The sequence below is a fragment of the Dorea sp. AF36-15AT genome, assembly GCF_003477705.1.
GTDB lineage: Bacteria > Bacillota > Clostridia > Lachnospirales > Lachnospiraceae > Claveliimonas > Claveliimonas ammoniilytica.
This window is the reverse complement of the sequence record NZ_QUDV01000001.1, coordinates 653,926-680,169: the sequence shown is the minus strand read 5'-3', so window position 1 is coordinate 680,169 and position 26,244 is coordinate 653,926. Positions and strand designations below refer to the sequence as shown.

Below are 26,244 nucleotides of genomic sequence, written 5' to 3'. Positions count from 1 at the left end.
ATGAGTAAAATACAGGTATTAGACCAGATTACAATTGATAAGATCGCGGCCGGCGAAGTCATTGAACGACCAGCCTCTATTGTAAAAGAGCTGGCAGAAAATGCTATCGATGCCGGTGCCGGTGCAATCGTAATAGAAATAAAAGAGGGTGGAATCTCATTTATACGCATTACAGATAATGGATGTGGTATTGCAAAAGAAGATGTATCGAATGCATTCTTGCGTCATTCTACCAGCAAAATCCGTTCCGTAGACGATCTGATGGATATTCACACATTAGGATTCCGTGGCGAAGCACTGTCAAGTATCGCTGCTGTGTCCAGAGTAGAACTGATCACCAAAACCAGAGAGAATGACTTTGGAATTACTTACCGAATTGAGGGTGGAAAAGAAATATCTATAGAAGAAACGGGTGCACCTGATGGCACTACATTTCTAGTCCGCCAACTCTTTTATAATACTCCGGCACGACGTAAATTCTTAAAAACGCCGATGACAGAAGCAAGTCATGTTGCTGATCTGGTAACCAGACTTGCCCTTTCGCATCCAGAGATATCTTTTCAGTTTATTAATAACGGACAGTCAAAGATTCATACTTCCGGAAATGGTAATCTTAAAGATGTAATCTACCATATCTATGGAAGAGATATTGCATCTCATCTTCTGGAAGTGAAAGCTGAAAATGAACATCTGAAACTGACCGGCTATATCGGAGAGCCAATTGTATCCAGAGGTAATCGTAACTTTGAAAATTATTATATTAATGGCAGGTATGTAAAAAGCCAGATGATCTCAAAAGCAATCGAAGATGCCTATAAGGATTTTACGATGCAGCATAAGTATCCATTTACTGTTCTGCATCTAGAAGTCAAAGGAGATCTGTTGGATGTGAATGTACATCCAACTAAAATGGAAGTACGCTTTGGCAATCAGCAGGAAGTTTATAATTTTCTCTGTGAAGCAATCGGCAGAAGTCTGCACCACGAAGAGTTGATACCTCATGTGGAAGTGCCTGAACCGCCACAATCGGCAGAGATCAGCTTCTCAAGCACAGCATCAAAGGAAAAGAATAAAAAAACAGAAGAAAAACAGAGTCCACTCTGTAATATTGATAACGTAAAAACAAAAAAACAGAGCACACTCCAAGAAAAACAGAGCGCGGTCGGTATTTTTGAAAATAAAAGTCAAACAAAACAGAGTGCACTCTGTAATGATACAGACAAAACAGGTAAAAGAGACTTGGATTATTTCATGAAACAGATGCGCGAACGGGTAATGTCCCGCCATCAGGAGGAAGAAGCTAAAAAAATTGTTCCTGTACATGAAATCACAAAGTCGAATGTTATAAAAGAAGAAACTGTGCCTTATCGCAGTACGCCAGCGCAGGATACCGTGCCTGAAAAGCCAAAACAGTTAAACCTGTTTGAAGAGAAACTTTTGGATAAGCAATCTGTAAAAGAACATCGGATTATAGGTCAGCTTTTTGAAACATACTGGCTGATTGAATTCCAAAACAGTCTGTATATCATTGATCAACATGCAGCGCATGAGCGTGTATTATATGAAAAGACACTTCAAGGAATGAAAAGCCGTGATTATACTTCCCAGAATATCAGTCCGCCAATTGTGTTAAATCTGTCTATGAGTGAAGCACAGCTTTTGGAAAAATATATGGACCAGTTCACTCGAATTGGGTTTGAATTTGAAAACTTTGGTCCGGATTCCTATGCAGTGTGCGCAGTGCCGGACAATCTTTTCAGCATAGCTAAGAAGGATCTTCTGATGGAAATGATTGACAGTCTGTCAGATGAGATTTATACTGGTCTGACGCCGGATGTTATAGATGAAAAGATAGCATCCATGTCATGTAAGGCTGCCGTTAAAGGGAATATGAAGCTTTCTTACGCAGAAGCTGACGCATTGATCGGCGAGTTGCTTGCATTAGATAATCCGTATCATTGTCCTCATGGGCGCCCGACCATTATCTCCATGTCAAAGCGGGAGATTGAAAAGAAATTTAAGCGTATTGTATAACAATAAAGGAGCATTCCTATGAAAAGACCACTTATTATATTGACCGGACCTACGGCCGTAGGGAAAACGGCTTTGTCTATCCAGCTTGCGAAAGCAATTGGCGGAGAGATCATTTCTGCCGACTCAATGCAGGTATATCAATATATGGACATCGGATCTGCCAAGATCCGGAGAGACGAAATGGATGGCGTGCCTCATTATCTGGTAGATGTATTGATGCCCGAAGAAGAATTTCATGTTGTCCGGTTTCAGGAAATGGCAAAAGAAGCCATGGAAAAGATCTATGCAAACAATCATATTCCAATCGTCGTAGGCGGCACCGGATTCTACATTCAGGCACTTTTGTATGATATTGATTTTACGGAAAGCGACAGCGATGCTTCCTATCGCAGCGAATTGGAATGCTATGCTAACGAACACGGTGTCAACGCATTGCACGAAAAACTGCGTGCCATTGATCCGGAATCTGCGGACAGTATTCATGCGAATAATGTTAAGAGAGTGATTCGCGCACTGGAATATTACCATTTGACAGGTGAAAAGATATCCGTACACAATGCCAGAGAACGGGAAAAAGAATCCCCATATGATTATCGATATTTCGTTTTGAATGACAAACGGGATCATCTGTACCGGAGAATAGATCTGCGCGTAGACCAGATGATGGAAGAAGGGCTGCTTCAGGAGGTTAAGCGTTTAAAAGAAATGGGATATCATCGGGGAATGGTGTCTATGCAGGGATTGGGATATAAAGAAATCCTGAGTTATCTGGATGGTGAAATATCATTGGATGAAGCAGTTTATGAGATCAAACGTGACACCAGACATTTTGCCAAAAGACAGATCACATGGTTCAAACGAGAGCGGAATGTGATCTGGGTAAATAAGGATGAATATGGTTATGATGAAAAAAAGATTCTGAATTCTATGATGGCAGAATTGGCTGATGATCCGGCATTTGGAAAAATACGCGGATAAATTATGATGTTGGGGTCAAAAGCCCCCAACTATGATGCCTGCGGATTGTTCCGTGCTATGCACTCCCACAATCCTCCCAATTATTCGCATATCGTGGGATTAACATCCCACTTTTAGGCTCATATTGGGGCGGGTCCCAAGGTCTTTCATCCACTTATGAGCGAGCTCATGTGGATTTAGACCTTTTGACCCTGGCATCATAAATTATAGAAGATATAACGAAGGAGAAGATATATATGTCAGTTATTACGGAAATGTACCGGGAAATGGGAATTCGAAACTCTGTTGTCAATCTCGGTAAAGAAATAGAAGCAACATTAAAAGAAAGATTTGATACAATTGATGAGATTGCAGAATACAACCAGTTAAAAGTCGTTCACGCTATGCAGAAAAATCATGTCAGCGCAGCCTGCTTTGAATATGCAAGCGGTTATGGATATGATGATCTGGGACGTGATAAACTGGAAAAAGTTTATGCCGATGTTTTCCATACGGAAAGTGCGCTGGTTCGTCCACAGATCACCTGCGGAACGCATGCACTGGCGTTGGCTCTGTCAGCCAATCTCCGTCCGGGGGATGAATTGGTATCCGTGGCCGGCAAGCCATACGATACACTGGAAGAAGTAATCGGTATCCGACCATCAAAAGGTTCTCTTGCAGAGTACGGTGTCAGCTATTCTCAGGTTGATCTTTTGGAAGACGGAAGTTTTGATTTTGAAAATATCCCAAAAGCAATCCATGATAATACAAAGATTGTTACCATTCAGCGTTCAAAAGGTTATCAGACCAGACCAAGTTTTTCAGTTGAACAGATTGGTGAAGTGATCGCATTTGTGAAAAAGATTAAACCGGATGTGATCTGTATGGTAGATAACTGTTATGGAGAGTTCGTAGAAACGATTGAACCAAGTGATGTAGGAGCAGATATGGTAGTTGGCTCTCTGATCAAGAATCCGGGAGGCGGTCTGGCTCCGATCGGCGGATATATTGCCGGTCGTGAAGATCTGATCGAGAACTGCGGTTATCGCCTGACTTCTCCGGGACTCGGACGTGAAGTTGGTGCCTCTCTTGGCGTCATGAAAGACTTTTATCAGGGCTTCTTCCTGGCACCGACCGTCACTGCAAGTGCATTAAAAGGAGCCATTTTCGCTGCCAATATTTACGAGAAGCTTGGATACCATGTAATTCCGAACGGTTCTGAGAGCAGACATGATATTATTCAGGCAGTAGAATTTGGCAAACCGGAAGGTGTCGTTGCATTTTGCAAAGGTATTCAGGCAGCTGCACCGGTTGATTCACATGTAACACCGGAACCTTGGGCGATGCCCGGATATGACAGTGATGTAATTATGGCGGCAGGCGCATTTGTACAGGGATCATCCATTGAACTCTCAGCAGATGGTCCGATCAAACCGCCATATGCCGTATATTTTCAGGGAGGACTTACCTGGCCACACGCTAAGCTTGGTATCCTCATGTCGCTGGAATATCTGGTAAGAGATGGCATTGTATCTTTGTAATATTGGTACTGCAAAGGGAGGAACGGTTCTATGCAGAGAATTATTGTAATCGGCGGTGGTGCATCGGGTATGACTGCCGCGATCACTGCTGCGAGAAATGGGGCTGAAGTTACTGTATTAGAACAGAATGACCGTCCCGGCAAAAAAATACTGTCTACCGGAAACGGAAGATGCAATCTGACTAATCTTCAAATTACAGAAAAATGTTACCGAGGGGATGATCAGACTTTTATCAGACCTGTACTGTCCAGGTTTCAGATCGACGATGCACTCGCCTTGTTTAAAAGTCTTGGAATAATTACAAAATGCCGCGGTGACTATGTGTATCCACTTAATGATCAGGCATCTGCCGTACGGGACGCACTGGAACTGGAAGCGAAACAGGCAGGCGTAAAAATAATTAATAGCGTGTCAGTAGATCAGATAAAGAAAAAGCAGCATTTTCAGATACACTGCAAAGAAAATAAAAAAATATATACTGCGGATCGTGTAATCCTTGCCTGCGGCAGCAAAGCGTCTCAGATATCCGGAAGCGACGGAAGTGGATATACACTTGCAAAAATGTTGGGACACAATATTTCTTCAGTGGTACCCGCACTCATGGCGCTTCGTTCCGATGAAAAATATTTTAAGAAACTGGCCGGAATCCGAACTGGAGCCACCGTGCAATTATATATTGATGGAAGGTTAATTGATCAGGATACAGGTGAATTACAATTTACAGACTATGGCATTTCAGGCATTCCGGTATTTCAGGTCAGTCGTTATGCATCCAAAGCATTGTTACAAAAAAAGAAAGTCGCAGTTCTGTTGGATCTGGTGCCTTCTATGAGTAATGACGATTTTGCGGCAGAAATGACCAGACGGAAAGAACATTACGCCTACCGTACGGCTGAAGAATGCTTTAATTCCATATTACCGGCGAAACTGATTCCTGTTTTGCTTAATCTCTGTGGCATTGATAAAAAGCTATGGGCGGTAAAGGTTCCAGAAGATAAATGGAATCAGATGATTAAAATTTGCAAAGGATTCCGTGTAAATGTAACGGAAACAAACGGATTTGAAAAGGCGCAGATCTGTGCCGGTGGGGTAAGGACTACAGAAGTTGATTCGCACACTATGGAATCGAAACTTGTAAAAGGTCTTTATCTGACAGGTGAATTATTAGATATTGATGGAATCTGTGGTGGTTATAATCTGCATTTTGCATGGGCCACCGGTACGCTTGCAGGAACCTCTGCAGCAGAAGAGGAGTAATTATGATTCGAATCAGACAATTAAAATTGAAGATTGACCATACAGAAGAAGATCTGAAGAAGAAAATTCAGCACACACTGCACCTGAAACCCGGGCAGTGTGTTTCCTATATTATCCGCAAACAATCACTGGATGCCAGGAAAAAACCAGATCTCTTCTATACTTATACGGTAGATGTTGAAGTCTCCGGAGAGGCTTCCATCCTTCAAAAAAACAAGAATAAAGATATTTGCAAGGCTGAATGGAAAGAATACAGCTATCCGCAGGAAGGTACAGAACCACTGATCCATCGTCCGGTCGTGATCGGGTGTGGTCCTGCGGGCATGTTTTGTACATATATGCTTGCAGAACTAGGTTACCGGCCGATACTTCTGGAGCGAGGTGCTGATGTAGATACCAGGTGTCAGGATGTTGAACACTTCTGGGAAACAGGTGAACTGGATACCAGATCCAACGTACAGTTTGGAGAAGGCGGTGCAGGTACATTTTCGGATGGAAAATTAAATACGCTGGTCAAAGATCCGATGGGACGCAACCACAAAGTACTGGAAATCTTTGTGGCAAATGGTGCATCGAAAGAAATCTTGTATAGGAACAAACCACATATCGGTACCGATGTACTTGCGAAAGTGGTAAAAAACATGCGTAAAAAGATTCTGGCAAATGGAGGCAACGTACATTTTTACAGTCAGGTAACCGATTTTACATTTGAAAACGGAAAAATTACCGGACTGACGGTAACCGATACCCGTGACAGAAAAGAATACAGACTGGATGCAGAAACTATTGTACTCGCAATTGGTCACAGCGCCAGAGATACTTTTCAGGTACTGAATGACAAACAGGTTCCTATGGAAGCCAAGGCCTTTGCAGTCGGCATTCGTATGGAACATCCGCAGGAAATGATCGACCTGGCGCAGTACGGTCAGAAAAGGGGAAATCATCTGCCGGCAGCTGATTACAAACTTACCGCACAGTTAGAATCGGGAAGAAGTGGTTATACTTTCTGCATGTGTCCAGGTGGTTACGTAGTGAATGCATCTTCAGAAAAAGAGATGCTCGCAGTCAATGGCATGAGTTATCATGACCGTTCAGGTGAAAATGCCAACAGTGCTGTAATCATCACAGTGCGTCCGGAAGATTTTCCGGGAGAAGACGTGCTTGCCGGTGTGGAATTTCAGAGAAACCTGGAACACCGCGCCTACGAAGCAGCTGGCGGAAAGATTCCGGTACAGCAGTTTACAGATTTCTGTAAGAATGAAACATCGACTGCCTTTGGTGAAGTGAAACCGCAGATGCGTGGGCTGTATGAACTTGCAAATGTACGAAATATTTTCCCTGAATTTATCAGTCATGATCTGGAAGAGACTATTCACAAGTTTGATCGTAAGATTCCGGGATATGCGAGAAAGGATGCCATTGTATCGGGTGTAGAGAGTCGTACTTCATCACCGGTACGTATATTGAGAGACCAGTCTCTGCAAAGCGAGATCCGCGGACTTTATCCTTGCGGGGAGGGTGCAGGCTATGCAGGAGGCATTACTTCAGCTGCAATGGATGGCATTAAAGTTGCTGAAAAGATCGTTCAAAAATATCAGCCATTCGACAGACAGCAACATGATTAAGAAAATTTTTAGATGGATTAGTCTATACACTATTTTTGAAATGTGTTAAAATATATTGAGTTTTTTAGGAAAACGATACGAGGAGGAGTATATATGAGAGGAGCAGGAAGTAAGAATTCCTGGGCTTTGTTTTTGCTTATTCTGGCGGGACTTGTGCTTGGCGGCTTTATTGGTATGCTGGCAGAAGGCTCATCAGCTGTTGGCTGGCTTGCCTATGGACAGACCTTTGGAGTTGAAAAGCCGATCATACTTGATCTGGGTATTCTGATAATCACCTTTGGTCTTACGATAAAGATTACGATTTCGAGCATTATCGGTATTGTTCTTGCAATCATCATTTACCGTTTCATGTAAAGGGGGATGTCTTCCGGGGAGAGTCATTAGAGATCTACAAAAGAAATGAGTCTTACAAATACCATGAAATCACTATCAGAATCTGAACGTCCCTACGAGAAATGTGAACAGTTTGGAGCATCGCATCTGACTGACACAGAGCTTTTAGCTGTGCTTCTGCGTACCGGCAGTCACGGTGAAAATGCACTGGATCTGTCCAGGCGGATTCTGTATTATGCCGGAGAGGATGGTTTGCTTGGCATTCACCGGTTCAGCAAAGAACGTCTGAAAAAGATCCGTGGAATCGGCAGAGTCAAGTCCATACAGATTCTTTGTATCTCAGAACTTGCCAAACGCCTTGCTAAGGCAGAGGCATGTGAGATGCTGCAGTTTACGTGTCCATCTTCCATTGCCAGATATTATATGGAGGATATGAGACATGAAAAGCAGGAGATTATGAAACTCCTGATGTTAAATTCGAAATCCCGACTAATCGGCGAGACAGATATTTCCAAAGGTACAGTGAACGCTGCACTGATCACGCCGAGAGAGTTATTTATAGAAGCTTTACAAAAGAATGCAGTTTCCATTATATTACTGCATAATCATCCCAGTGGTGATCCGACACCTAGCAGAGAAGATATGCTGCTGACTGAGCGAATCCGTCAGGCAGGTGAACTGATCGGTATAGAATTACTGGATCACATTGTTATGGGAGATAACTGTTATATCAGTTTTTCAGAGCAGGAACTGCTTCGTGTGAAAGGACAGTGACAATGGCTAAAAATGTTTACGGTCTTGATCTCGGGTCTTATGAGATCAAAGTTTATGATAAAAAATCAGATACGATCTGGAAAGAGAAGAATGTAATTGCCATCAAAGAGGATCGAGAGATATTTGCTGTCGGTGATCAGGCATACGAGATGTATGAAAAAACACCGCCGGATATTCAGGTACAGTTTCCAATGGAGAATGGCGTTATATCCAGATTCAACGATATGCAGTATCTTCTTCAGAATCTTTTGAAAAAAGAACGGCATTTTGCCAGAGGTTCTGCATATGTTATTGCGGTTCCAACGGATGTAACAGAAGTAGAAAAAAAAGCATTCTTTGATCTTGTGGTTCATTCGACAGCCCGGGCAAGAGAAGTTAATATAGTAGAAAGAGGTATTGCGGATGCAATCGGACTGAATCTTGATGTAGAGAATACAAAAGGTCTTTTTATTGTGAATTTTGGTGGTGCTACAACAGAACTTTCTATTATAGCAGGTGGAGGTCTCGTGCTGAATCAGCTGCTCAAGGTAGGCGGCAGTGATCTGGATCAGGCTGTTGCACAGCTAGTGCGATATAACCACGATTTTCTGATCGGTCATCAGACAGCGGAAACGCTTCGCCGAAATTTTGGTGTATTCAGCGATGATGATAATGCAGTTATGACTGCTGCTGGAAGAGATCTGATCACAGGTATTCCGCAGCGACGTGAGATTTCTATTAATCTGGTGCGCGCAGCAGTAAAAGAACCTTTGGAACAGTGTGTACAGGCAATCATGGCTTTGATGGACCGTACTCCTCCGGAGATTCGTAAATCTATTCGCAGAAATGGTATATTTCTGACAGGCGGCGTTGCTAATTTGCCGGGATTAGAATTATATCTGGAGGAAATGACCGGTATACGAACACATACAGCAATCGATCCTGATATCTGTGCTGTGACAGGACTTAAGAATATCATAGGTTCAAAGGATCTGAAAAAACTTGCTTATTCAATGATCGAAGATAATTATAGGTGGATGAGATAATATGAAGATTAAGAATCAAAACAGGATTCCAAGTAAATATATACTGCTGATTCTGATCGTAGTCTGTGGGATATTGATGGGTGCAGAGCAGCTCACAGGTGGTAAAGGTCCTCTTAGTTTTGTGGCCAATTATACCATCATTCCTATGCAGAAAGGAATCGGATATATCGGACGCTGGACAGGCGACATGAAAGATAACTTTAAAACTCTTGATGATCTGAAAAAGGAGAATGAAGAACTTCAGTCCAAGCTTGATGATATGACCATTGACAATACCAGACTTCGTCAGGAACAGTACGAGCTGGAACGTCTGCAGGAACTGTATAAACTGGATCAGAATTATGCGGATTACAAAAAAGTAGGTGCTCATGTGATTGCAAGCAGCGGTTCCAACTGGTTTAGTACATTTACCATTGATAAAGGAAGTAATGATGGTATCAAAGTTGATATGAATGTACTTGCCGGAAGTGGTCTTGCCGGTATCGTTACAGAAGTTGGACCTGACTATGCGCAGGTTCGTTCCATCATCGATGATGAAAGTAATGTCAGCGGTATGACACTTTCTACCTCGGATCTGTGTATGGTACGCGGTGATCTGAAGCTTATGAGTGATGGTCGCATCCGATTTGAAAAGCTGCCAAACAACGATCATAAGATAGAAGTGGGCGAACAGGTAGTTACTTCACATATAAGTTCCAAGTACCTGCAGGGACTTTTTATAGGATATATCAGTGAGATTGAGGTGGATTCCAATAACCTGACCAGATCCGGATATATTACTCCTGCAGTGGATTTTTCTAATATTCAGGAAGTTCTGGTTATCACTTCTACAAAAGAGGATCTGACACAGAACTCATCTGATTCCAAAGGGGAATAATACTATGAAGAGAAAGATCATTACATGTATTTTCATAATAGCAGCTTTCCTTCTGCAGTCTACAATTTTTGGCAGGCTTACCTTTTCTGGAATACGCCCGAACCTGTTGATTGCTATTACGGCATCTATAGGATTTATGCGGGGACGTAAAGAAGGAATGGGCGTAGGATTCATCTGTGGGTTGCTGGTAGACATTTTCTGGGGAGGTCTGATAGGTTTTTATGCACTGATCTACACCGTGATCGGATATATGAATGGTTCTTTTCAGAGAATGTTTTATGAGGATGACATCAAACTTCCGCTTGCCATGATCGGCATCAGTGACCTGATTTATTCCATGGTCGTATATGTATGTCTGTTCATGCTGAAGGGAGAATTTGAATTCATTTGGTTTCTCGAACATGTCATGCTTCCTGAGCTTGTATACACAATTCTGGTAACACTCGTACTGTATCAGATTATTCTTCACATTAATCGCAAGCTCGAAAAGGAAGAACAAAGGAGTGCAAGCAGATTTGTATAGTATTTGGGAACGGCTGAAAGCCGGCATAGAAGAAATTTTAAGAACACGTGTATTTGTGCTTATCATTGTATTCTGTATCATGTCGTCAATTCTTGTGGGGCGTTTGTTTAATCTGCAGATTGTTAATGGGCAGCAATATCTGGATGATTATAAACTGCAGATACAAAAAACGAGAGTAACGCAGGGAACACGCGGTAATATCTACGATAAGAATGGCAAGCTTCTTGCTTATAATGAACTTGCTTATTCTGTAACCATTGAAGATAATTACAGTGACAGCACAGACAAGAACAAAGAACTTAATAAAGAAATCACGAAGATCATCAAAATCGTAGAAAGTAACGGTGACTCGGTAATTCACGACTTCAGTATCATGCTCGATAATGATGAGTATGCATTTACCATGGATAATGAGACGCTGAAGCTTCGTTTTATTGCTGATGTCTATGGACTTGATACGATTGATAAGTTATCGGATGAACAGCGTAATCAATCAGCAGCAGATATTATTGATTATCTCTGTACAGACAAGACCTATGGATACGGAATCAACCAGAAAAAACTGGATAAAGAACAGGTATTAAAATTGGTAACGATCCGTTATGCGATCGGATTGAACCGCTACCAGAAATATATCCCTGTTACTGTAGCAGAGGATGTCAGTGACGAGACAGTTGCAGCTATCATGGAGTCGATTGATGATCTTCCGGGTGTTGATATTGCAGAAGATTCTTTAAGACGATATACTGACAGCAAATATTTTGCTAATATCATCGGTTATACCGGACAGATTTCTCAGGAGGAATATGACGCTCTCAGTGAGAAGGAGCAGAAGAAATATTCTCTAACGGATACTGTAGGTAAAGCTGGCCTGGAACAGATCATGGATCAGTATCTGCAGGGTGAAAAAGGAGAAAAGAAACTATACGTTAACAGTGTTGGTAAGGTGATCGAGTCAACCTCTGTAAAGGAATCCAGTGCAGGAAATGACCTGTATCTTACCATTGATGCGGATTTGCAGAAAGCGGCTTACGATATGCTGGAGCAGGAGCTTGCCGGTATCCTGCTTGCCAAAATGTCGGATGTTCTGGATTATGACCGTTCCCAGTGTACCGATGCTGCAGATGTAATTGTTGCCAGTGGTGACATATATTATCAATTTATTGCTAACGATATTATTGATATGGATCATTTCACAGATAAAAATGCCGGAAAAGCAGAACAAAGCGTGGCATCAGCATTTAGTGATTATAAGCAGCAGGTATTAGATCAGCTTAAAAGTACTATGGAAGATGCTAATGCAGCTTTCTATACAGATCTTCCACGAGAACAGCAGGCTTATCTGTCTTATATTGTCAATGACATTCTTACTCAGAATGGTGTACTGGATCAGAATGCAATCGATACAAGTGATGCTACTTATAAGAACTGGAAAGAAGATGAGCAGATCAATGTCTATACGTATCTGAACTATGCAATTTCCCAGAATTGGATCGATACTTCCGGATTACAGAAGTATGTAGATAATGCTGCTGCTTATTCGGATGCATCAGAAATCTACAAGGCAATCATTAATTATGTTCAGGACAGGCTTGCCAGTGATAAGACTTTTGATAAGCTTATTTATCGCTACATGATCAAAGCCGGAACTGTTTCCGGTCAGGAAATTGCCATGATCCTGTATGAACAGGGTGTACTGGAATATGACAGCAGTCAGTATGAAGCACTGGCATCAGGTTCTGTAAGTGCTTATGATTTTATCCGTGGCAAGCTTCAGACTCTGGATATTACTCCCGGGCAACTCGGTCTGGAACCATGTACCGGATCTATGGTTGTAACCGACCCGGATAACGGTAAGGTACTGGCCTGTGTATCTTATCCGGGATATGATAATAACAGACTGGCCAATTCTATGGACAGCGAATACTATAACCAGTTGATTAATGATTCGTCACGTCCATTTTATAATAATGCTACACAGGAGAAGACCGCACCAGGTTCCACCTACAAACCGCTTGCAGCTATTACAGGGCTCACAGAGGGGGCTATTTCTGCCGACACCTATGTGACATGTGATGGTATCTATGATAATGTAGAACCTAACGTTAAATGCTGGGTATATCCAAATGCACATGGAACGCTGGATGTAGTTGGTGCACTTACTAATTCATGTAACGTATTCTTCTGTAATCTGGGTTATAATCTGGGATTAGCCAATCCAAATGCTGAACCGCAGTATGATGAGGATGGCAAAGTGATCAAACAGACCTATTCCAGTGAGCAGGGATTAGAAAAACTGAAGAAATATGCAACTATGTTTGGTCTGGACAGCACATCAGGTCTGGAGATTCCAGAGACTGATCCACAGATTTCAGATGAAGACTCTGTACGTTCTGCAATGGGACAGGGTACAAATAACTATACAACCAGCCAGCTTGCCCGTTATATCACGGCAGTTGCCAACGAAGGAACGGTATACGATCTGAGTCTCATTGACCGGGTAGAAGATATTGACGGCGATGTGATTCTGCAGAATGAACCAAAGATAAAAAATACTGTTGAAGGAATCTCCAAGAATACATGGGATCTGGTACATGCCGGAATGCAGGGGGTTGTCACAAACAATCCTGGCGTTTTCGGTAAGATCATATCCAGTGATATTACTCTTTCCGGTAAAACCGGTACTGCACAGCAGAGTACCACACATCCGGACCATGGATTATTTGTGGGATTTACATCCGGCAATACTGGCGATAAAACGCCTGTGGCATTAGCAATCCGTATTGCAAACGGATACAGTTCGACCTTTGCAGCTGAAGTCGGCGATGGTGTTATGGAATACTATTATGGAATTACAGATCCGGATGAATTGATTACCGGAACTGCAAATGAAGTAACTGTGTCATCACACAGTGATTAATCAGATTCGCTAACAGAAAGCAGGAGGATTATTATGGGTGAAGTAATTGTTGTTACATCAGGAAAAGGCGGCGTAGGCAAGACTACTACCACGGCAAATATCGGTGCCGGACTATCTAGGTTAGATAAAAAAGTGGTTATTATCGATACAGATCTGGGGCTTCGTAATCTGGATGTGGTTATGGGGCTTGAGAATCTGATCGTATATAATCTTGTAGATGTAATAGAGGGCAAATGTCGAATGAAGCAGGCATTAATCCGTGACAGACGTTATGAGAATCTTTATCTGCTTCCTTCTGCCCAGACTAAAGATAAAAGTGCAGTGTCACCGGGGCAGATCCGTAAGCTTACAGATGAGTTAAAAGAAGAATTTGATTATATTTTAGTAGACTGCCCGGCTGGTATCGAACAGGGATTTCAGAATGCGATCGCAGGGGCAGAACGAGCTTTCATAGTGACTACACCGGAAGTCTCTGCTATCCGAGATGCGGATCGCATAATCGGACTTCTGGAAAAGAATGGTATTCGCAAGAATGAATTGATCATTAATCGTATCCGGATTGATATGGTAAAACGAGGTGATATGATGTCAGTTGATGATGTGACCGAAATCTTATCCATTCCACTTCTTGGGATAATTCCGGATGATGAGCAGGTTGTAATCGGAACCAATCAAGGAACCCCTGTGATCAGTATACATTCGACCGCTGGAACTGCTTACAGCAATATTTGCCGCAGGATACTGGGGGAAGAAGTAGAATTTCTGGATTTGAACCATGCCCAGAATTTCCTGAGCAGACTCGCCAACAGGTTCCGTAAGAATTAGGAGGTTCCTGATAATGAAAAAGACTTCCGTACCAATTGCGAAAGAACGTCTGGAGGCACTGGTCGTCTCAGACCGGATTCAATGTAAGCCAGAAGAGTATGAGATGATCTGCAAAGAACTCTACAAAACTCTTTCAAAATATATGGCTGTTGCGGAAGATGAAATGCGGATAAATATAACCCGTTCAGAAATACACATTCAATTAATGGGAGAACAACATTGAGACGAATTAAATTTAGGAAACCATACAAATTAAAGAATTATCGTTTCGGACTGGTCGCATTGGTTCTGGTACTTTCGATTATCGGCATACTGGTTGTAGGAAGTGCTAATGAATCATATCAGAATAAACAGATATTTGGTGTAGTGATCGGCCTGGTTGTTATGGCAATCGTATCTTTGATAGACTATGTATGGATTACGAACTTCTACTGGATCTTGTATGGAATGTCAGTATTTATGCTTGCAATTGTACTGATTCCGGGAATCGGAGTCTATGTAAACGGAGCAAGAAGATGGATCAATCTTGGTTTTACTAATTTTCAGCCATCAGAGCTTGCTAAGATCCTTCTGATCATATTTTTTGCTAAATTTATTATGAAACACGAAGAGGATCTGAGTGAAAAACAGACGATACTGAAAGCTGTGATTTTAATTGCAATCCCGCTTGCATTAATCTTTAAAGAGCCTAATCTTTCTACAACAATCTGTACAGCAACACTTTTCTGTTTTCTGATGTATGTAGGAGGATTAAGTTATCGGTTTATTGGAACGGTGCTTCTGATCACTATACCTGTAGCTGTCATTTTCTTAAGCATTGTTGTACAGCCAAATCAGAAATTACTGGATAATTATCAGCAGAAGCGTATTCTTGCTTGGTTGGAACCGGAAAAATACGCAAGTGACGAAGCTTATCAGCAAAACAATTCCGTTATGGCGATTGGTTCCGGACAGCTTACCGGAAAGGGCCTTAATAATAACACAACAACATCTGTAAAGAACGGAAATTTTATTCTGGAACCCCAAACAGACTTTATTTTTGCAATTGTTGGCGAAGAATTAGGATTTGTGGGTTGCTGTCTGATAATTGCTCTGTTATTATTAATAGTAATAGACTGCATTCTGATTGGAACACATGCACAGGATACCGCAGGTAAGGTCATATGTTGCGGTGTAGGTTCGCTTATAGGGATTCAGACCTTCATTAATGTTGCAGTAGCCACTCAGATATTTCCAAACACAGGTATTCCGCTTCCGTTTGTCAGTTATGGTCTGACATCACTGGTAAGTCTGTATCTTGGTATTGGTCTGGTACTCAATATTGGTTTGCAGCCTAAAAAATACAAATAGAGAGGTAGAATGTAATGAACATAGGTTTAATTGCGCATGATTCGAAAAAAACTCTGATGCAGAATTTTTGTATCGCATACCGCGGTATTTTAAGTAAACACAATTTATATGCAACAGGGACGACAGGGCGTCTGATCGAAGAGGTAACCAACCTGTCTGTTCATAAGTATCTTGCTGGTCCATTAGGGGGAAAGCAGCAGCTTGGCGCACAGATTGCTCAGAATGATATTGATGCGCTGATCTTTTTGAGAGATCCTACAAATGCTAAGCCTCATGAACCGGATGTAAATGACGTTATCAGGCTTTGTGATATGCATAATATTCCGATGGCCACCAACCTTGCTACGGCAGAGTTGATTGTATTAGCATTAGATAGAGGAGATTTAGACTGGCGTGAAATGTACAGGTAAAGGCATCTCCGTATTTTCCGTTCTGGTATTCAGCTGTGCACTTTTGACCGGCTGCCAGTCTGAGAATACAGTTGCCAAATATGAAGCTGAAAATTATAATAATAATCTTTATGAAGGGCATTTATATGCAGAAGACCTATGTGTCAGCAAAGACGATGTAGAGATAGAAGACTTCACCGGGGATTCATCTCTGCATGCAGCAGGACTTTTTAATATCGATGATAAAACTGTTGATTATGCATATAATATTCATGAGAAAATATATCCTGCCAGCACGACAAAGATTCTGACTGCTTTAACCGCTATGGAACTTTGTGATATGGACGAGACTGTTACAGTAAGTCAGGATGCCGCTGCATCAAGCTTTGACATAGAAGCGCAGGTATGCGGACTTCAGGAAGGTGATCAGATATCTATGGAAGCTCTTCTTAACGGCTTACTGCTTCATTCAGGCAATGACAATGCAGTAGCAATTGCAGAATATGCAGGTGATGGCAGTGTGGAAGATTTTGTAAATCTCATGAATAAGAAAGCAGAAGAACTTGGGGCAACGAATACGCATTTTGTCACCCCAAACGGTCTTCATGACGAGAATCACTACACAACGGCGTATGATATGTATCTGATTTTTAATGAATGCATCAAGCATCAGGAATTTATGGATATTATAAGTTCTGATTCCTATACAGCTGATATTACTGGTACAGATGGAACTGTCAGACAGGTAACCTGGTATCCAACAAGCTATTATGCCAAAGGAGAAGCTGCACTTCCGGATGGAGCAGAAGTAATCGGCGGTAAGACTGGATATACCGGAGAAGCCGGAAACTGTCTCATCCTTCTTGATCAGGATGAAAGTGGTAAACATTATATTTCTATCGTAATGGGTGCAGACAGCAAACCTCTTTTATATGAGGACATGACAGCAATTATCAATCAGATACCGAATCTTTCATAAATAGCATTTATAAAGGATAAAAATGAATGAAAGCATAAAGCAAAGAGGGGATTATCACATTGATACCCCTCCTTCTTATTGTATGACATAAGCATTTCTTTATGATTCCATGGACTGAATTCGTCCATACATGCTGATCAGGTACAATCCGCACAAACCGACTAACGCATAGATGATTCTTGATAACCAGGTGAGATTTCCAAACAGAAATGCTACAAGGTCAAATCGGAATATTCCTACCAGAAGCCAGTTGACTGCTCCAATGATAACAATTGTTAATGCGGTATTATCAAACCATTTCATGTAATGACCTCCTTTATGGTGAGGTTAAGCAGTAAGCAGATTACATACCTAACCGGATAATGGTAGTATGCACCTGAATGCAAATCTTCATACACTAATTTTAATATAAGACGTATTTAATTTTTAAATCCTGATATTGTACCGTCAGATTAAAGATGGTACAATAGCTTTGTTTAAAAAAGGGGATATAATGGGGAGGCGAATATTTTGGCAGATAAAAATCTGACGAATATACAGATCTATCAGAAGAAGACTAAATATAATATCGGCGTGATTCTTTTCGGAATCATTTTTATATATCTTGTAATAACAATTCTCGCATACGTTACCAATAAAAAGGTGTCCGTTTATGAAGTAAGAGAAGGTTCAATTTTAAAAGATAATGCCTACACGGGTCTTGTTCTCAGAGACGAACAGATTGTCAAGGCAGATTCTGATGGATATGTGAATTATTTTGTAACAGAAGGAAGCAAGGTCGGCAGCAAAACTAATGTATACAGTATTTCTCAGAACAAGCTGGGACTGGATGACCAGGATGCATCAACCAGTGCAGAAGATGATTCTGCGTCGTCGGATCTTACAGCAGAAGAGCAGGCATCCATCATACAAAAAGCACATTCTTTTACAGAAAGCTTTCGTTCCCAGCAATATAATGATGTCTACAATTTTAAGAATACAATCACTGACGTCGTGCAAACGAATACAGCACAGAGCAGACAGGCCAGATTACAGGCACTCGTTGATGCAGGAACTTCAGGACTTACCGTGCACACAGCTGACAGCGATGGAGTAGTGGTTTATACTATTGACGGTTATGAATCACTGACCAAAGACGACGTCACAACAGATATCCTTGAAAAAAAGAATTATGAGAGTACAACTCTTTCGAATGATACCCTGGTAAATTCCGGTGATCCGGTGTATAAGCTTATCATGAGTGACGACTGGACCGTAGTGATTGAACTCAGTGATACTATGGCTCAGCAGCTTGCTGAACAGTCCAGTGTAAAGGTTAAATTCTCCAAGGATAATGAGACTACCTGGGCCGCACTTCAGATTTACAATACCAAGGATTCTAACCTTGCCTATCTGACTTTTGACCATTCTATGATCCGTTATGCTACGGAACGTTATCTGGACATAGAACTCATTCTGGAGGATGAATCAGGTCTTAAAATCCCAAAGACTGCCGTTACTGAAAAAGAGTTTTATATTGTTCCGCAGGATTATATTACCAGCGGAGGGGGCAGCAATAATACCGGAGTACTGGTACAGGGCAAAAAGAATTCCGTTGAATTTCAGGAAGCTACTGTATATTATCGTGATATAGAGACAGATATGGCTTATCTTGATATGGATAGTTTTAAAGAAGGTACTGTATTACAAAAAACGGATTCCGGTGATGCATATACCCTGTCTAAAACAGCTAAGCTTTCAGGTGTATATAACATCAACAAAGGCTATGCAGTATTCCGCCAGATCAACATTCTATGTGAAGGTGAAGAATACTATATCATAGAAGACGGCAATGACTATGGACTGTCGAATTTCGACCACATTGCTTTAGACAGTAAGAATGTACATGAAAATGATATTGTATTTTAAGGAGAGATTAAGATGCTGAAAGATAATTTTGACAAAGTAAATGCAAATATTCAGGCAGCCTGTGACAGGGCCGGTCGCAACAGAGAGGATGTCACGCTGATTGCAGTCAGTAAGACGAAACCAATTCAAATGCTTCAGGAAGCTTATGATTTTGGTGTACGCGTTTTTGGCGAGAATAAAGTTCAGGAGATTGTAGATAAATACGAAGCACTTCCAAAGGACATTTCCTGGCATATGATCGGTCATTTACAGAGAAATAAAGTAAAATATATTATCGATAAAGTAGACATGATCCACTCGGTAGATTCTCTGCGTCTTGCTGAAACAATTGAAAAAGAAGCAGCAAAAAAAGATCTTATTATAAAGATTCTGATCGAAGTGAATGTTGCAAAAGAAGAATCTAAATTCGGTGTTATGCCGGAAAAAGTAGAAGAACTGGTATCACAGGTTTCGCAATTACCTCACATAAGAATCTGCGGATTAATGACAATTGCTCCATTTGTGGAAAATCCTGAAGAAAATCGTATTTATTTTAACCGTTTACGTAACATTGCTGTTGACATCGAGCGTAAAAAATCGGATAATGTAATCATGAGTATACTTTCTATGGGTATGACAAATGACTATGAGGTTGCGATTGAAGAGGGCTCAACTATGGTTCGGGTTGGTACCGGACTCTTTGGTGCGCGCAATTACAACCAGGTCTAAAAACACAGGATAGGAGAACATATAAAATGGGAGTATTAGATAAGTTCCTTGATATTATGAAACTGAGTGATGACGATGATTACGAAGATGATGATTTCTTCGATGATGATTATGACGATGACTACGAAGACGAGAAACCGAAGAAAGGTATCTTCAGCCGTTTAATGAAGAGCGATGACGACGATGATTATGACGATGACGATTATATTGAAGAACGTTCATCCTCTAAGCGTTCGAACTCTACCGCGGTAAGTAATAAAGTGACACCGATGCGTCCTTCTAACAGAAGAGCTAACAATGTAAGCATGGAAGTCTGTGTGATCAAACCGGCATCTGTAGATGATTCTCGTGAGATCTGTGAGACACTGCTTAGCGGAAGAACTGTAATTCTGAATCTGGAGGGACTGGATCTTGAGATTGCACAGCGTATCATAGACTTTATTTCAGGATCTGCATTTGCTATTAGCGGTAATCTGCAGAAGATTTCGAATTACATATTCCTTGTAACACCTACCAATGTAGATATTTCCGGTGATCTTCAGGATCTTTTGGGAACATCTTTTGATTCATCATCAATGGGTTCAAGATTTTAATGAACAAGGAAGAACAGATGTTGCAGAAACGCCTGTTGGAATTGTCATCTATTGCATACCAGCGTGATATTGTAACATTTTCAGATTTTCTTAATTTAAATGAACTTCATATTTTACAGTCTATACCAAAGAATGAGCTTTCAACCAGATATGAGCTCTTTGGTGGATATGAATATGCGGAGCGTCAGATGGTTGCATTTCTACCTGATGCTCTTTGTTATGAATATGAATATCCAATCGATGTACTGCGTGTATCGGCAGTTCACAGGAAATATGCCGAATCACTTACACACAGGGATTATCTCGGTGCACTTCTCAATCTTGGTATTGAACGATCTAAGATTGGTGATTTGGCGGTGACGGATGATTCCTGTCTGATATTCTGCCATGCGGATATGAGTGATTTTATATATAAAGAGTTTACACGAGTTCGTCATACATTGATTTCAGTAGAAAAAATGCAGCTCAGCGAATTTCATTATATGCCAGAACGTACGGAGATAAAAGGAAATGTATCTTCAATTCGTCTGGACAGCGTACTTTCATCTGCATTTCCGATGTCCAGAAGTAAACTGGTCGGTTATATCGAAGGTGGAAAAGTATTCGTAAACGGAAAAATGATTACCAGCAATGGCTACCGTCTGAAAGAAAACGATATCATTTCTGTACGTGGTATGGGAAGAATTCAGTATGACAGCGTCATCAGTGAAACAAAAAAAGGGCGGTATTTTATCCGTCTGTATAAGTATTAGAATTCCACAAATACATAAATATCAGGAGCGTATCATGACTCAGAATAATAATCAACCAAAAATTAATTACGTACCGGCATGTCTGCTTACTATCTTTGCTATCATTCTGGATCAGTGGACGAAGCACCTGGCTGTAACAAAGCTTCAGGGAAAAACACCTTTCATTCTGATCAACAAAGTATTTCAGCTCTGCTATCTTGAAAATCGTGGTGCAGCATTTGGACTGTTACAGAATCAGCGTATTTTCTTTCTGATCTGTGCTCTGGTCATATTGATCTTTGCTATATGGATTTATGGTAAATTACCTAATGCACAACGGTATCTGCCGCTTCGTATCTGTATCATCGGTATCTGTGCAGGTGCAATTGGTAATATGATTGACCGGATATATCTGGGATATGTGGTAGATTTTTTCTACTTCAATCTGATTGATTTTCCGATTTTCAATGTGGCGGATATCTATGTTACGGTATCAACGATCGTATTAGTAATTTTGATCTTATTCTATTATCAGGAGGACGAATTTGAAGAACTGTTTCATCGTAGAAAATGAAGAGGGCAAAAGAATTGACCGTTATCTGGCAGAACAAATGCCAGATATGTCCAGATCCTATATACAAAAGATAATAAAGGATGGTCTTGTGACTGTTTCTGAGAAGCCTGTAAAAGCCAATTACAGGCTTTCTTTGTATGAAAGCATAAAAGTTACCATACCGGAGCTTAAAGAGCCTGAAATCGAAGCTGAGGACATTCCATTAGATATTCTGTATGAGGATCAGGATATAATTGTAATCAACAAACCAAAAGGCATGGTGGTCCATCCGGCACCGGGACATTATTCCGGCACTCTTGTCAATGCATTAATGTATCATTGCGGAAATGAATTATCGGGAATTAACGGAGTTATGCGCCCGGGTATCGTTCACCGAATTGATATGGATACCACCGGCTCCTTAATCATATGTAAAAATGATATGGCTCATCAGTGTATTGCCGAGCAGCTGAAGGAACATTCCATCAAACGAGTGTACTATGCAATTGTACACGGCAATATTAAAGAAGACCACGGAACTGTAAACGCTGCGATCGGTCGTCACCCTATTGACCGTAAAAAGATGAGCACGAAATGTAAGCAGGGGAAACACGCAGTTACACACTATACTGTAATCGAAAGATTCGGAGATTATACCTTTATTCAATGTGAGCTTGAAACAGGAAGAACACATCAGATCCGTGTCCATATGGCAAGTATTGGACATCCGTTATTAGGTGATGACGTATACAGTCCGGCGAAATGTCCATTTAAAAATCTTCAGGGTCAGACACTTCACGCAAAGATACTTGGCATCATTCACCCAAGGACAGGAGAGTATATGGAATTTGACGCTCCGTTGCCTGACTATTTTAATAATTTATTGCAAATACTTAAAAATAATTATTAATAGTTCAAATTAACTATACATTTTCTTCTGAATGAGTTATAATCATAGTATAGAAAGATTAAAAAGGAGCGTGATCCTATGGCAAAGACAAATACAATTATTACAATCGGACGACAGTTTGGAAGCGGCGGAAGAGAGATCGGATATATGGTTGCCGACAAGCTGGGTATCAAGTTATATGACAAAGAGATGCTTCAGAGAGCAGCGCAGGACAGCGGTATCTGCGAAGAATTGTTTGAATCTCATGATGAAAAACCGAGTAACAGTTTTCTTTATTCCCTGGTAATGGATACATATTCCATGGGATATTCCGGAAGCACTTATAATGATATGCCAATTAATCACAAGATCTTTCTGGCACAGTTTGATGCAATTAAAAAAATAGCTAATGAAGGACCATGTATTCTTGTCGGACGTTGTGCAGATTATGCATTGGAAGGTTATCCGAATCTGTTAAGTGTATTTATTCATGCTGATCTAGATGCCAGAATCAAACGTATCGCAAAAAAATATGATCTGACGGATGCAAAAGCAAAAGATCTGATCATCAAGACGAATAAGAAGCGTGCAAGCTACTATAATTACTATACCGATAAACGATGGGGTGATGCCGATAGTTATGATGTTTGCCTGGACAGTTCCGTACTTGGTCTGGAGGGTACAGCTGAAGCAATCATCAAACTCATAGAAGTAAAAGAAAAGGGCATCAAGCGTAATATCTGGCAATATGATGAATAATTATAATTAATGTAGAAAAGGGTGAGTCCATTTATCTGGATTCACCCTTTTCTCGTATAGTTAAAAAGCAGCTAATCCCCATTACTTTCTGATATAAGGTATACGTTCCGGCCATCCCGGAATATTACCATTCAGAATCGCAGTAAACATTCTCTGTTTGATACCTGGATACTGACGGTTCAAATCGGCTAACAGATCCTTTGCATATTGTCTTTTTGTATATCCATCGACCGGACAGGCACTTTTTACTACCGGAAGATTATACTTGTTCTTAAATCCGATCACATCTGCTTCGTCCACAAACATAATCGGGCGAATTACTGTAAGATCCATACGGTCCAGATATGTCTTCGGTGAAAATGAATAAAATCTTCCCTCAAAGAAAAGCGAGAGAATCATCGTCTCAATAATATCGTCCTTATGATGGGCATACGCAATCTTATTACAGCCAATTTCCTTTACTGCCTGGTTCAATGCACCTTTCCGCATCTTGGCACAGAGAGAGCATGGATTCTTTTCCTTGCGTTCCTCAAAAAGAATCTGTGCAATGTCTGTCTTTACAATATGATATGGAATCTCCATTTCCCGGCATAATTCCTTGATTGGAGTGAAATCACACTGTTCATAGCCGAGATCAACAGTGATCGCACTGAGTTCGAAGTGATTCGGATAAAAGCGTTTCAGTCCATGCAGAGCGTAGAGCAATGTGAGACTGTCTTTTCCTCCGGATATTCCCACTGCTATATGATCCCCTTCCTGAATCATCTTGTATTCATCTACAGCCTTTCTTGTGTGGCTTAGTAACTGTTGTAATTTCATATGATATTCTCTGATCCTTTCCTAAATCATCTTATTTGTAGATAACGATCTTTCCAAAGACTGCTTCACAGACAGTTTTGAAATCGCTTTAATCTTCACGTAATTTTACGGCAGAAGCGGCCTGTCTACGCCGGTTCTCGTCAATTGCTGCATAATGCTTTTTCGTAGTATTCACATCCTTATGTCCAAGAACGTCCGCCACGAGATAAATATCACCGGTTTCCCGGTACAGTGATGTGCCATAGGTACTCCGAAGCTTATGAGGTGTGATTTTTTTATTCGGTGTAACCTGACGGGAATACTTCTTCACCATATTCTCAACAGCCTGTACACCCATACGACGTCTCTGAGTAGATAAGAACAATGCATTCTCATGCCCGGGAAGAGGAGAGAGAACCTTACGATCACCTTGCATATACTGCTTTAATGCCTCTGCAACCTCATTGCCAAAATAGACAACCATCTGATTACCACCTTTCCTGGTAACTGTAATTCCATTATTTTTGAAATCTACATCGGTAAGATCCAGACCAACACATTCCGATACACGAATACCGGTTCCAAGAAGTAAAGTGAGAATTGCCAGATCCCGGTCCCGGGTCTTTTCATAGTACTTAAGAGCCTGTCCAGACAGCGTAGAACCAGCAGATTCGACGTAATCCAAGAGCAATGCAACTTCATCCGCGTCCAGTCGTATAATCGCTTTTTCGTGCTGTTTAGGCATGTCTACGAGCAATGTAGGATTCTGTGTGATAACCTGATGCTTGTAATAATATCCATAAAAGCTCCGAAGTGCCGACATCTTGCGTGCAAGACCCTTTTCACCATTCGTTCGGAGTGCGTCATCATCACTTTTATATACCTTAAGGTAATCCATATATTCTTCAATGTCAACTGCTGAAAGCTTCTCCAGATCTGCCGGCTGAAACTGTTCAATACTGTAATTGCGATATACAGGGTTATATTCCATCAGATAATGGTAAAATACCCGAATGTCATACGCATAGTTCAGCCTTGTACGAATAGATGAAGTATATTCGATTGCACGAAAGTAATCCTTAGCGAATGGAGGCAACGTCTTTAACAATTCTCTGAGACGCAATGTATAATCAATATTCCTCTGTTCATGATAGGTACGTTCCTTAGATGCCATAGTAATCCTCCTAAAAACATAGTCTGTATAAAGATGATCATTGATTTATAAAGATTTTTATATAAATCTTTTGGAAAAATCGGTATTTTACGTATAGATCTGTTTCACTTACAGTATATCCTATTTGCATTCATTCAGTCAATACTTAATAACCTATAGATGTGCCTATTCCTCTATATAAGAACAGAACGATCATCTACCAGTATAATCTGATGTCTGACCGTCCTGACTCTGGGGTAAGTATATAAATATAAATGAGGTGTAACCATTCAATGTATGAATAGTTACTATATTTAAGAATAACGAGTATTCTAAATATCTGTGCTAATCAATCTATAATCTTTATCTTAATGTTAATGCTTTATCGGAAATCCTGATCTGTATAAGCAACTGTCAGATAAGAACCTTCCTGAATAGAATCACTGTCCAGATGATTGATCTCTTTTAATTCCTTAATATATGCTTTTACAGATGTGCCTTCGTCTGCATAGGCACTTGCAATATTCCATAAGGTATCGCCTTCCTGTACCTCAATACTCTTATAGTAAGTAAAATTAACCGGTTCATTCTTACGGTCGTCATGTGCACTGACAAGTTTTCTTCCTGCAATAATACTTAAAATTAAAGCAATAATCATAGCTGCTACAAAAAAGATCAACTTCTCTACATATACGGTACGTACTCTCTTAACTGTGCTGTGTGATCGTCTCATAATAAAATCC

The 26,244-nt window shown here is 40.8% G+C and carries 27 protein-coding genes; 23 read left to right on the top strand and 4 right to left on the bottom strand.

Annotation, left to right across the window (positions count from 1 at the left end):
• The 16 genes from mutL to DWZ93_RS03135 all read left to right on the top strand — a co-directional run bounded on the left by mutL (position 1) and on the right by DWZ93_RS03135 (position 17,409).
• Complete coding sequence (gene mutL / locus DWZ93_RS03210) at positions 1 to 2,034, top strand: DNA mismatch repair endonuclease MutL (RefSeq protein WP_118451935.1); 2,034 nt, start codon at positions 1 to 3, stop codon at positions 2,032 to 2,034.
• Between the two features lie 18 nt (positions 2,035 to 2,052).
• Positions 2,053 to 3,012, top strand: coding sequence for a tRNA (adenosine(37)-N6)-dimethylallyltransferase MiaA (gene miaA, locus DWZ93_RS03205; protein ID WP_118451934.1), 960 nt, complete (start codon positions 2,053 to 2,055; stop codon positions 3,010 to 3,012).
• A 236-nt stretch (positions 3,013 to 3,248) separates the two neighbouring features.
• Entirely contained in the window at positions 3,249 to 4,532 is a 1,284-nt protein-coding gene (locus DWZ93_RS03200) for a methionine gamma-lyase family protein (protein ID WP_118451933.1), read from the top strand.
• Positions 4,533 to 4,562: 30 nt separating this feature from the next.
• Positions 4,563 to 5,789, top strand: coding sequence for an NAD(P)/FAD-dependent oxidoreductase (locus tag DWZ93_RS03195; RefSeq protein WP_118451932.1), 1,227 nt, complete (start codon positions 4,563 to 4,565; stop codon positions 5,787 to 5,789).
• Positions 5,790 to 5,791: 2 nt separating this feature from the next.
• On the top strand, positions 5,792 to 7,414 hold the full coding sequence (locus DWZ93_RS03190; RefSeq protein ID WP_118451931.1) for an NAD(P)/FAD-dependent oxidoreductase: 1,623 nt from the start codon (positions 5,792 to 5,794) through the stop codon (positions 7,412 to 7,414).
• Positions 7,415 to 7,507: 93 nt separating this feature from the next.
• Positions 7,508 to 7,768, top strand: a complete 261-nt coding sequence (locus tag DWZ93_RS03185; RefSeq protein WP_118383885.1) for a DUF4321 domain-containing protein — start codon at positions 7,508 to 7,510, stop codon at positions 7,766 to 7,768.
• A 45-nt stretch (positions 7,769 to 7,813) separates the two neighbouring features.
• Entirely contained in the window at positions 7,814 to 8,521 is a 708-nt protein-coding gene (gene radC, locus DWZ93_RS03180; protein ID WP_118383884.1) for a RadC family protein, read from the top strand.
• Positions 8,522 to 8,523: 2 nt separating this feature from the next.
• On the top strand, positions 8,524 to 9,546 hold the full coding sequence (locus tag DWZ93_RS03175) for a rod shape-determining protein (RefSeq protein ID WP_118451930.1): 1,023 nt from the start codon (positions 8,524 to 8,526) through the stop codon (positions 9,544 to 9,546).
• 1 nt (position 9,547) lies between these two features.
• Complete coding sequence (mreC, locus tag DWZ93_RS03170) at positions 9,548 to 10,423, top strand: rod shape-determining protein MreC (RefSeq protein WP_118383882.1); 876 nt, start codon at positions 9,548 to 9,550, stop codon at positions 10,421 to 10,423.
• 4 nt (positions 10,424 to 10,427) lie between these two features.
• On the top strand, positions 10,428 to 10,946 hold the full coding sequence (gene mreD, locus DWZ93_RS03165) for a rod shape-determining protein MreD (RefSeq protein ID WP_118383881.1): 519 nt from the start codon (positions 10,428 to 10,430) through the stop codon (positions 10,944 to 10,946).
• Complete coding sequence (locus DWZ93_RS03160; RefSeq protein ID WP_243061079.1) at positions 10,927 to 13,866, top strand: penicillin-binding transpeptidase domain-containing protein; 2,940 nt, start codon at positions 10,927 to 10,929, stop codon at positions 13,864 to 13,866. Before mreD ends, DWZ93_RS03160 begins: the two co-directional genes overlap by 20 nt.
• Before the next feature lie 33 nt (positions 13,867 to 13,899).
• On the top strand, positions 13,900 to 14,691 hold the full coding sequence (gene minD, locus DWZ93_RS03155) for a septum site-determining protein MinD (RefSeq protein ID WP_118451929.1): 792 nt from the start codon (positions 13,900 to 13,902) through the stop codon (positions 14,689 to 14,691).
• A gap of 13 nt (positions 14,692 to 14,704) precedes the next feature.
• On the top strand, positions 14,705 to 14,914 hold the full coding sequence (locus DWZ93_RS03150; protein ID WP_243061078.1) for a cell division topological specificity factor MinE: 210 nt from the start codon (positions 14,705 to 14,707) through the stop codon (positions 14,912 to 14,914).
• Positions 14,911 to 16,041, top strand: a complete 1,131-nt coding sequence (locus tag DWZ93_RS03145) for an FtsW/RodA/SpoVE family cell cycle protein (RefSeq protein ID WP_118451927.1) — start codon at positions 14,911 to 14,913, stop codon at positions 16,039 to 16,041. The genes DWZ93_RS03150 and DWZ93_RS03145 overlap by 4 nt, the downstream gene beginning before the upstream one ends.
• A gap of 14 nt (positions 16,042 to 16,055) precedes the next feature.
• Positions 16,056 to 16,451 carry a methylglyoxal synthase gene (gene mgsA / locus DWZ93_RS03140; RefSeq protein WP_118383878.1) on the top strand — a complete coding sequence of 132 codons (396 nt, stop codon included), beginning with the start codon at positions 16,056 to 16,058 and terminating at the stop codon, positions 16,449 to 16,451.
• The gene (locus DWZ93_RS03135) at positions 16,435 to 17,409 is read left to right on the top strand and encodes a D-alanyl-D-alanine carboxypeptidase family protein (RefSeq protein ID WP_243061076.1); all 975 of its coding nucleotides are present in this window, start codon (positions 16,435 to 16,437) and stop codon (positions 17,407 to 17,409) included. The genes mgsA and DWZ93_RS03135 overlap by 17 nt, the downstream gene beginning before the upstream one ends.
• Before the next feature lie 99 nt (positions 17,410 to 17,508).
• Here DWZ93_RS03135 and DWZ93_RS03130 read toward each other — a convergent pair whose 3' ends face one another.
• Positions 17,509 to 17,712 carry a DUF378 domain-containing protein gene (locus DWZ93_RS03130; RefSeq protein ID WP_118383877.1) on the bottom strand — a complete coding sequence of 68 codons (204 nt, stop codon included), beginning with the start codon at positions 17,710 to 17,712 and terminating at the stop codon, positions 17,509 to 17,511.
• Between the two features lie 207 nt (positions 17,713 to 17,919).
• Here DWZ93_RS03130 and DWZ93_RS03125 point away from each other — a divergent pair, with 207 nt between their 5' ends.
• From DWZ93_RS03125 to DWZ93_RS03095, 7 genes are all read left to right on the top strand, one after another.
• Positions 17,920 to 19,317 carry an HlyD family efflux transporter periplasmic adaptor subunit gene (locus tag DWZ93_RS03125; RefSeq protein WP_118451926.1) on the top strand — a complete coding sequence of 466 codons (1,398 nt, stop codon included), beginning with the start codon at positions 17,920 to 17,922 and terminating at the stop codon, positions 19,315 to 19,317.
• 12 nt (positions 19,318 to 19,329) lie between these two features.
• Positions 19,330 to 20,025 carry a YggS family pyridoxal phosphate-dependent enzyme gene (locus DWZ93_RS03120; protein ID WP_118383875.1) on the top strand — a complete coding sequence of 232 codons (696 nt, stop codon included), beginning with the start codon at positions 19,330 to 19,332 and terminating at the stop codon, positions 20,023 to 20,025.
• A 26-nt stretch (positions 20,026 to 20,051) separates the two neighbouring features.
• The gene (locus DWZ93_RS03115; protein ID WP_118383874.1) at positions 20,052 to 20,618 is read left to right on the top strand and encodes a cell division protein SepF; all 567 of its coding nucleotides are present in this window, start codon (positions 20,052 to 20,054) and stop codon (positions 20,616 to 20,618) included.
• A complete protein-coding gene (locus DWZ93_RS03110) occupies positions 20,618 to 21,370 on the top strand; it encodes a YlmH family RNA-binding protein (protein ID WP_118383873.1) in 753 nt (250 codons plus the stop codon). The genes DWZ93_RS03115 and DWZ93_RS03110 overlap by 1 nt, the downstream gene beginning before the upstream one ends.
• A 34-nt stretch (positions 21,371 to 21,404) precedes the next feature.
• Positions 21,405 to 21,923, top strand: a complete 519-nt coding sequence (gene lspA, locus DWZ93_RS03105) for a signal peptidase II (RefSeq protein WP_118383872.1) — start codon at positions 21,405 to 21,407, stop codon at positions 21,921 to 21,923.
• On the top strand, positions 21,895 to 22,812 hold the full coding sequence (locus DWZ93_RS03100; protein ID WP_118451925.1) for an RluA family pseudouridine synthase: 918 nt from the start codon (positions 21,895 to 21,897) through the stop codon (positions 22,810 to 22,812). The genes lspA and DWZ93_RS03100 overlap by 29 nt, the downstream gene beginning before the upstream one ends.
• A 78-nt stretch (positions 22,813 to 22,890) precedes the next feature.
• Positions 22,891 to 23,550, top strand: a complete 660-nt coding sequence (locus DWZ93_RS03095; protein WP_118383871.1) for a cytidylate kinase-like family protein — start codon at positions 22,891 to 22,893, stop codon at positions 23,548 to 23,550.
• An 81-nt stretch (positions 23,551 to 23,631) separates the two neighbouring features.
• On the opposite strand, the gene DWZ93_RS03090 is transcribed toward DWZ93_RS03095, so the two are convergent.
• From DWZ93_RS03090 to DWZ93_RS03080, 3 genes are all read right to left on the bottom strand, one after another.
• Complete coding sequence (locus tag DWZ93_RS03090; RefSeq protein ID WP_118451924.1) at positions 23,632 to 24,369, bottom strand: tRNA lysidine(34) synthetase; 738 nt, start codon at positions 24,367 to 24,369, stop codon at positions 23,632 to 23,634.
• An 88-nt stretch (positions 24,370 to 24,457) separates the two neighbouring features.
• Positions 24,458 to 25,522, bottom strand: a complete 1,065-nt coding sequence (locus tag DWZ93_RS03085) for a tyrosine-type recombinase/integrase (RefSeq protein ID WP_118451923.1) — start codon at positions 25,520 to 25,522, stop codon at positions 24,458 to 24,460.
• Between the two features lie 361 nt (positions 25,523 to 25,883).
• Positions 25,884 to 26,234, bottom strand: coding sequence for a LysM peptidoglycan-binding domain-containing protein (locus DWZ93_RS03080; protein WP_118451922.1), 351 nt, complete (start codon positions 26,232 to 26,234; stop codon positions 25,884 to 25,886).
• Between the last annotated feature and the right edge of the window lie 10 nt (positions 26,235 to 26,244).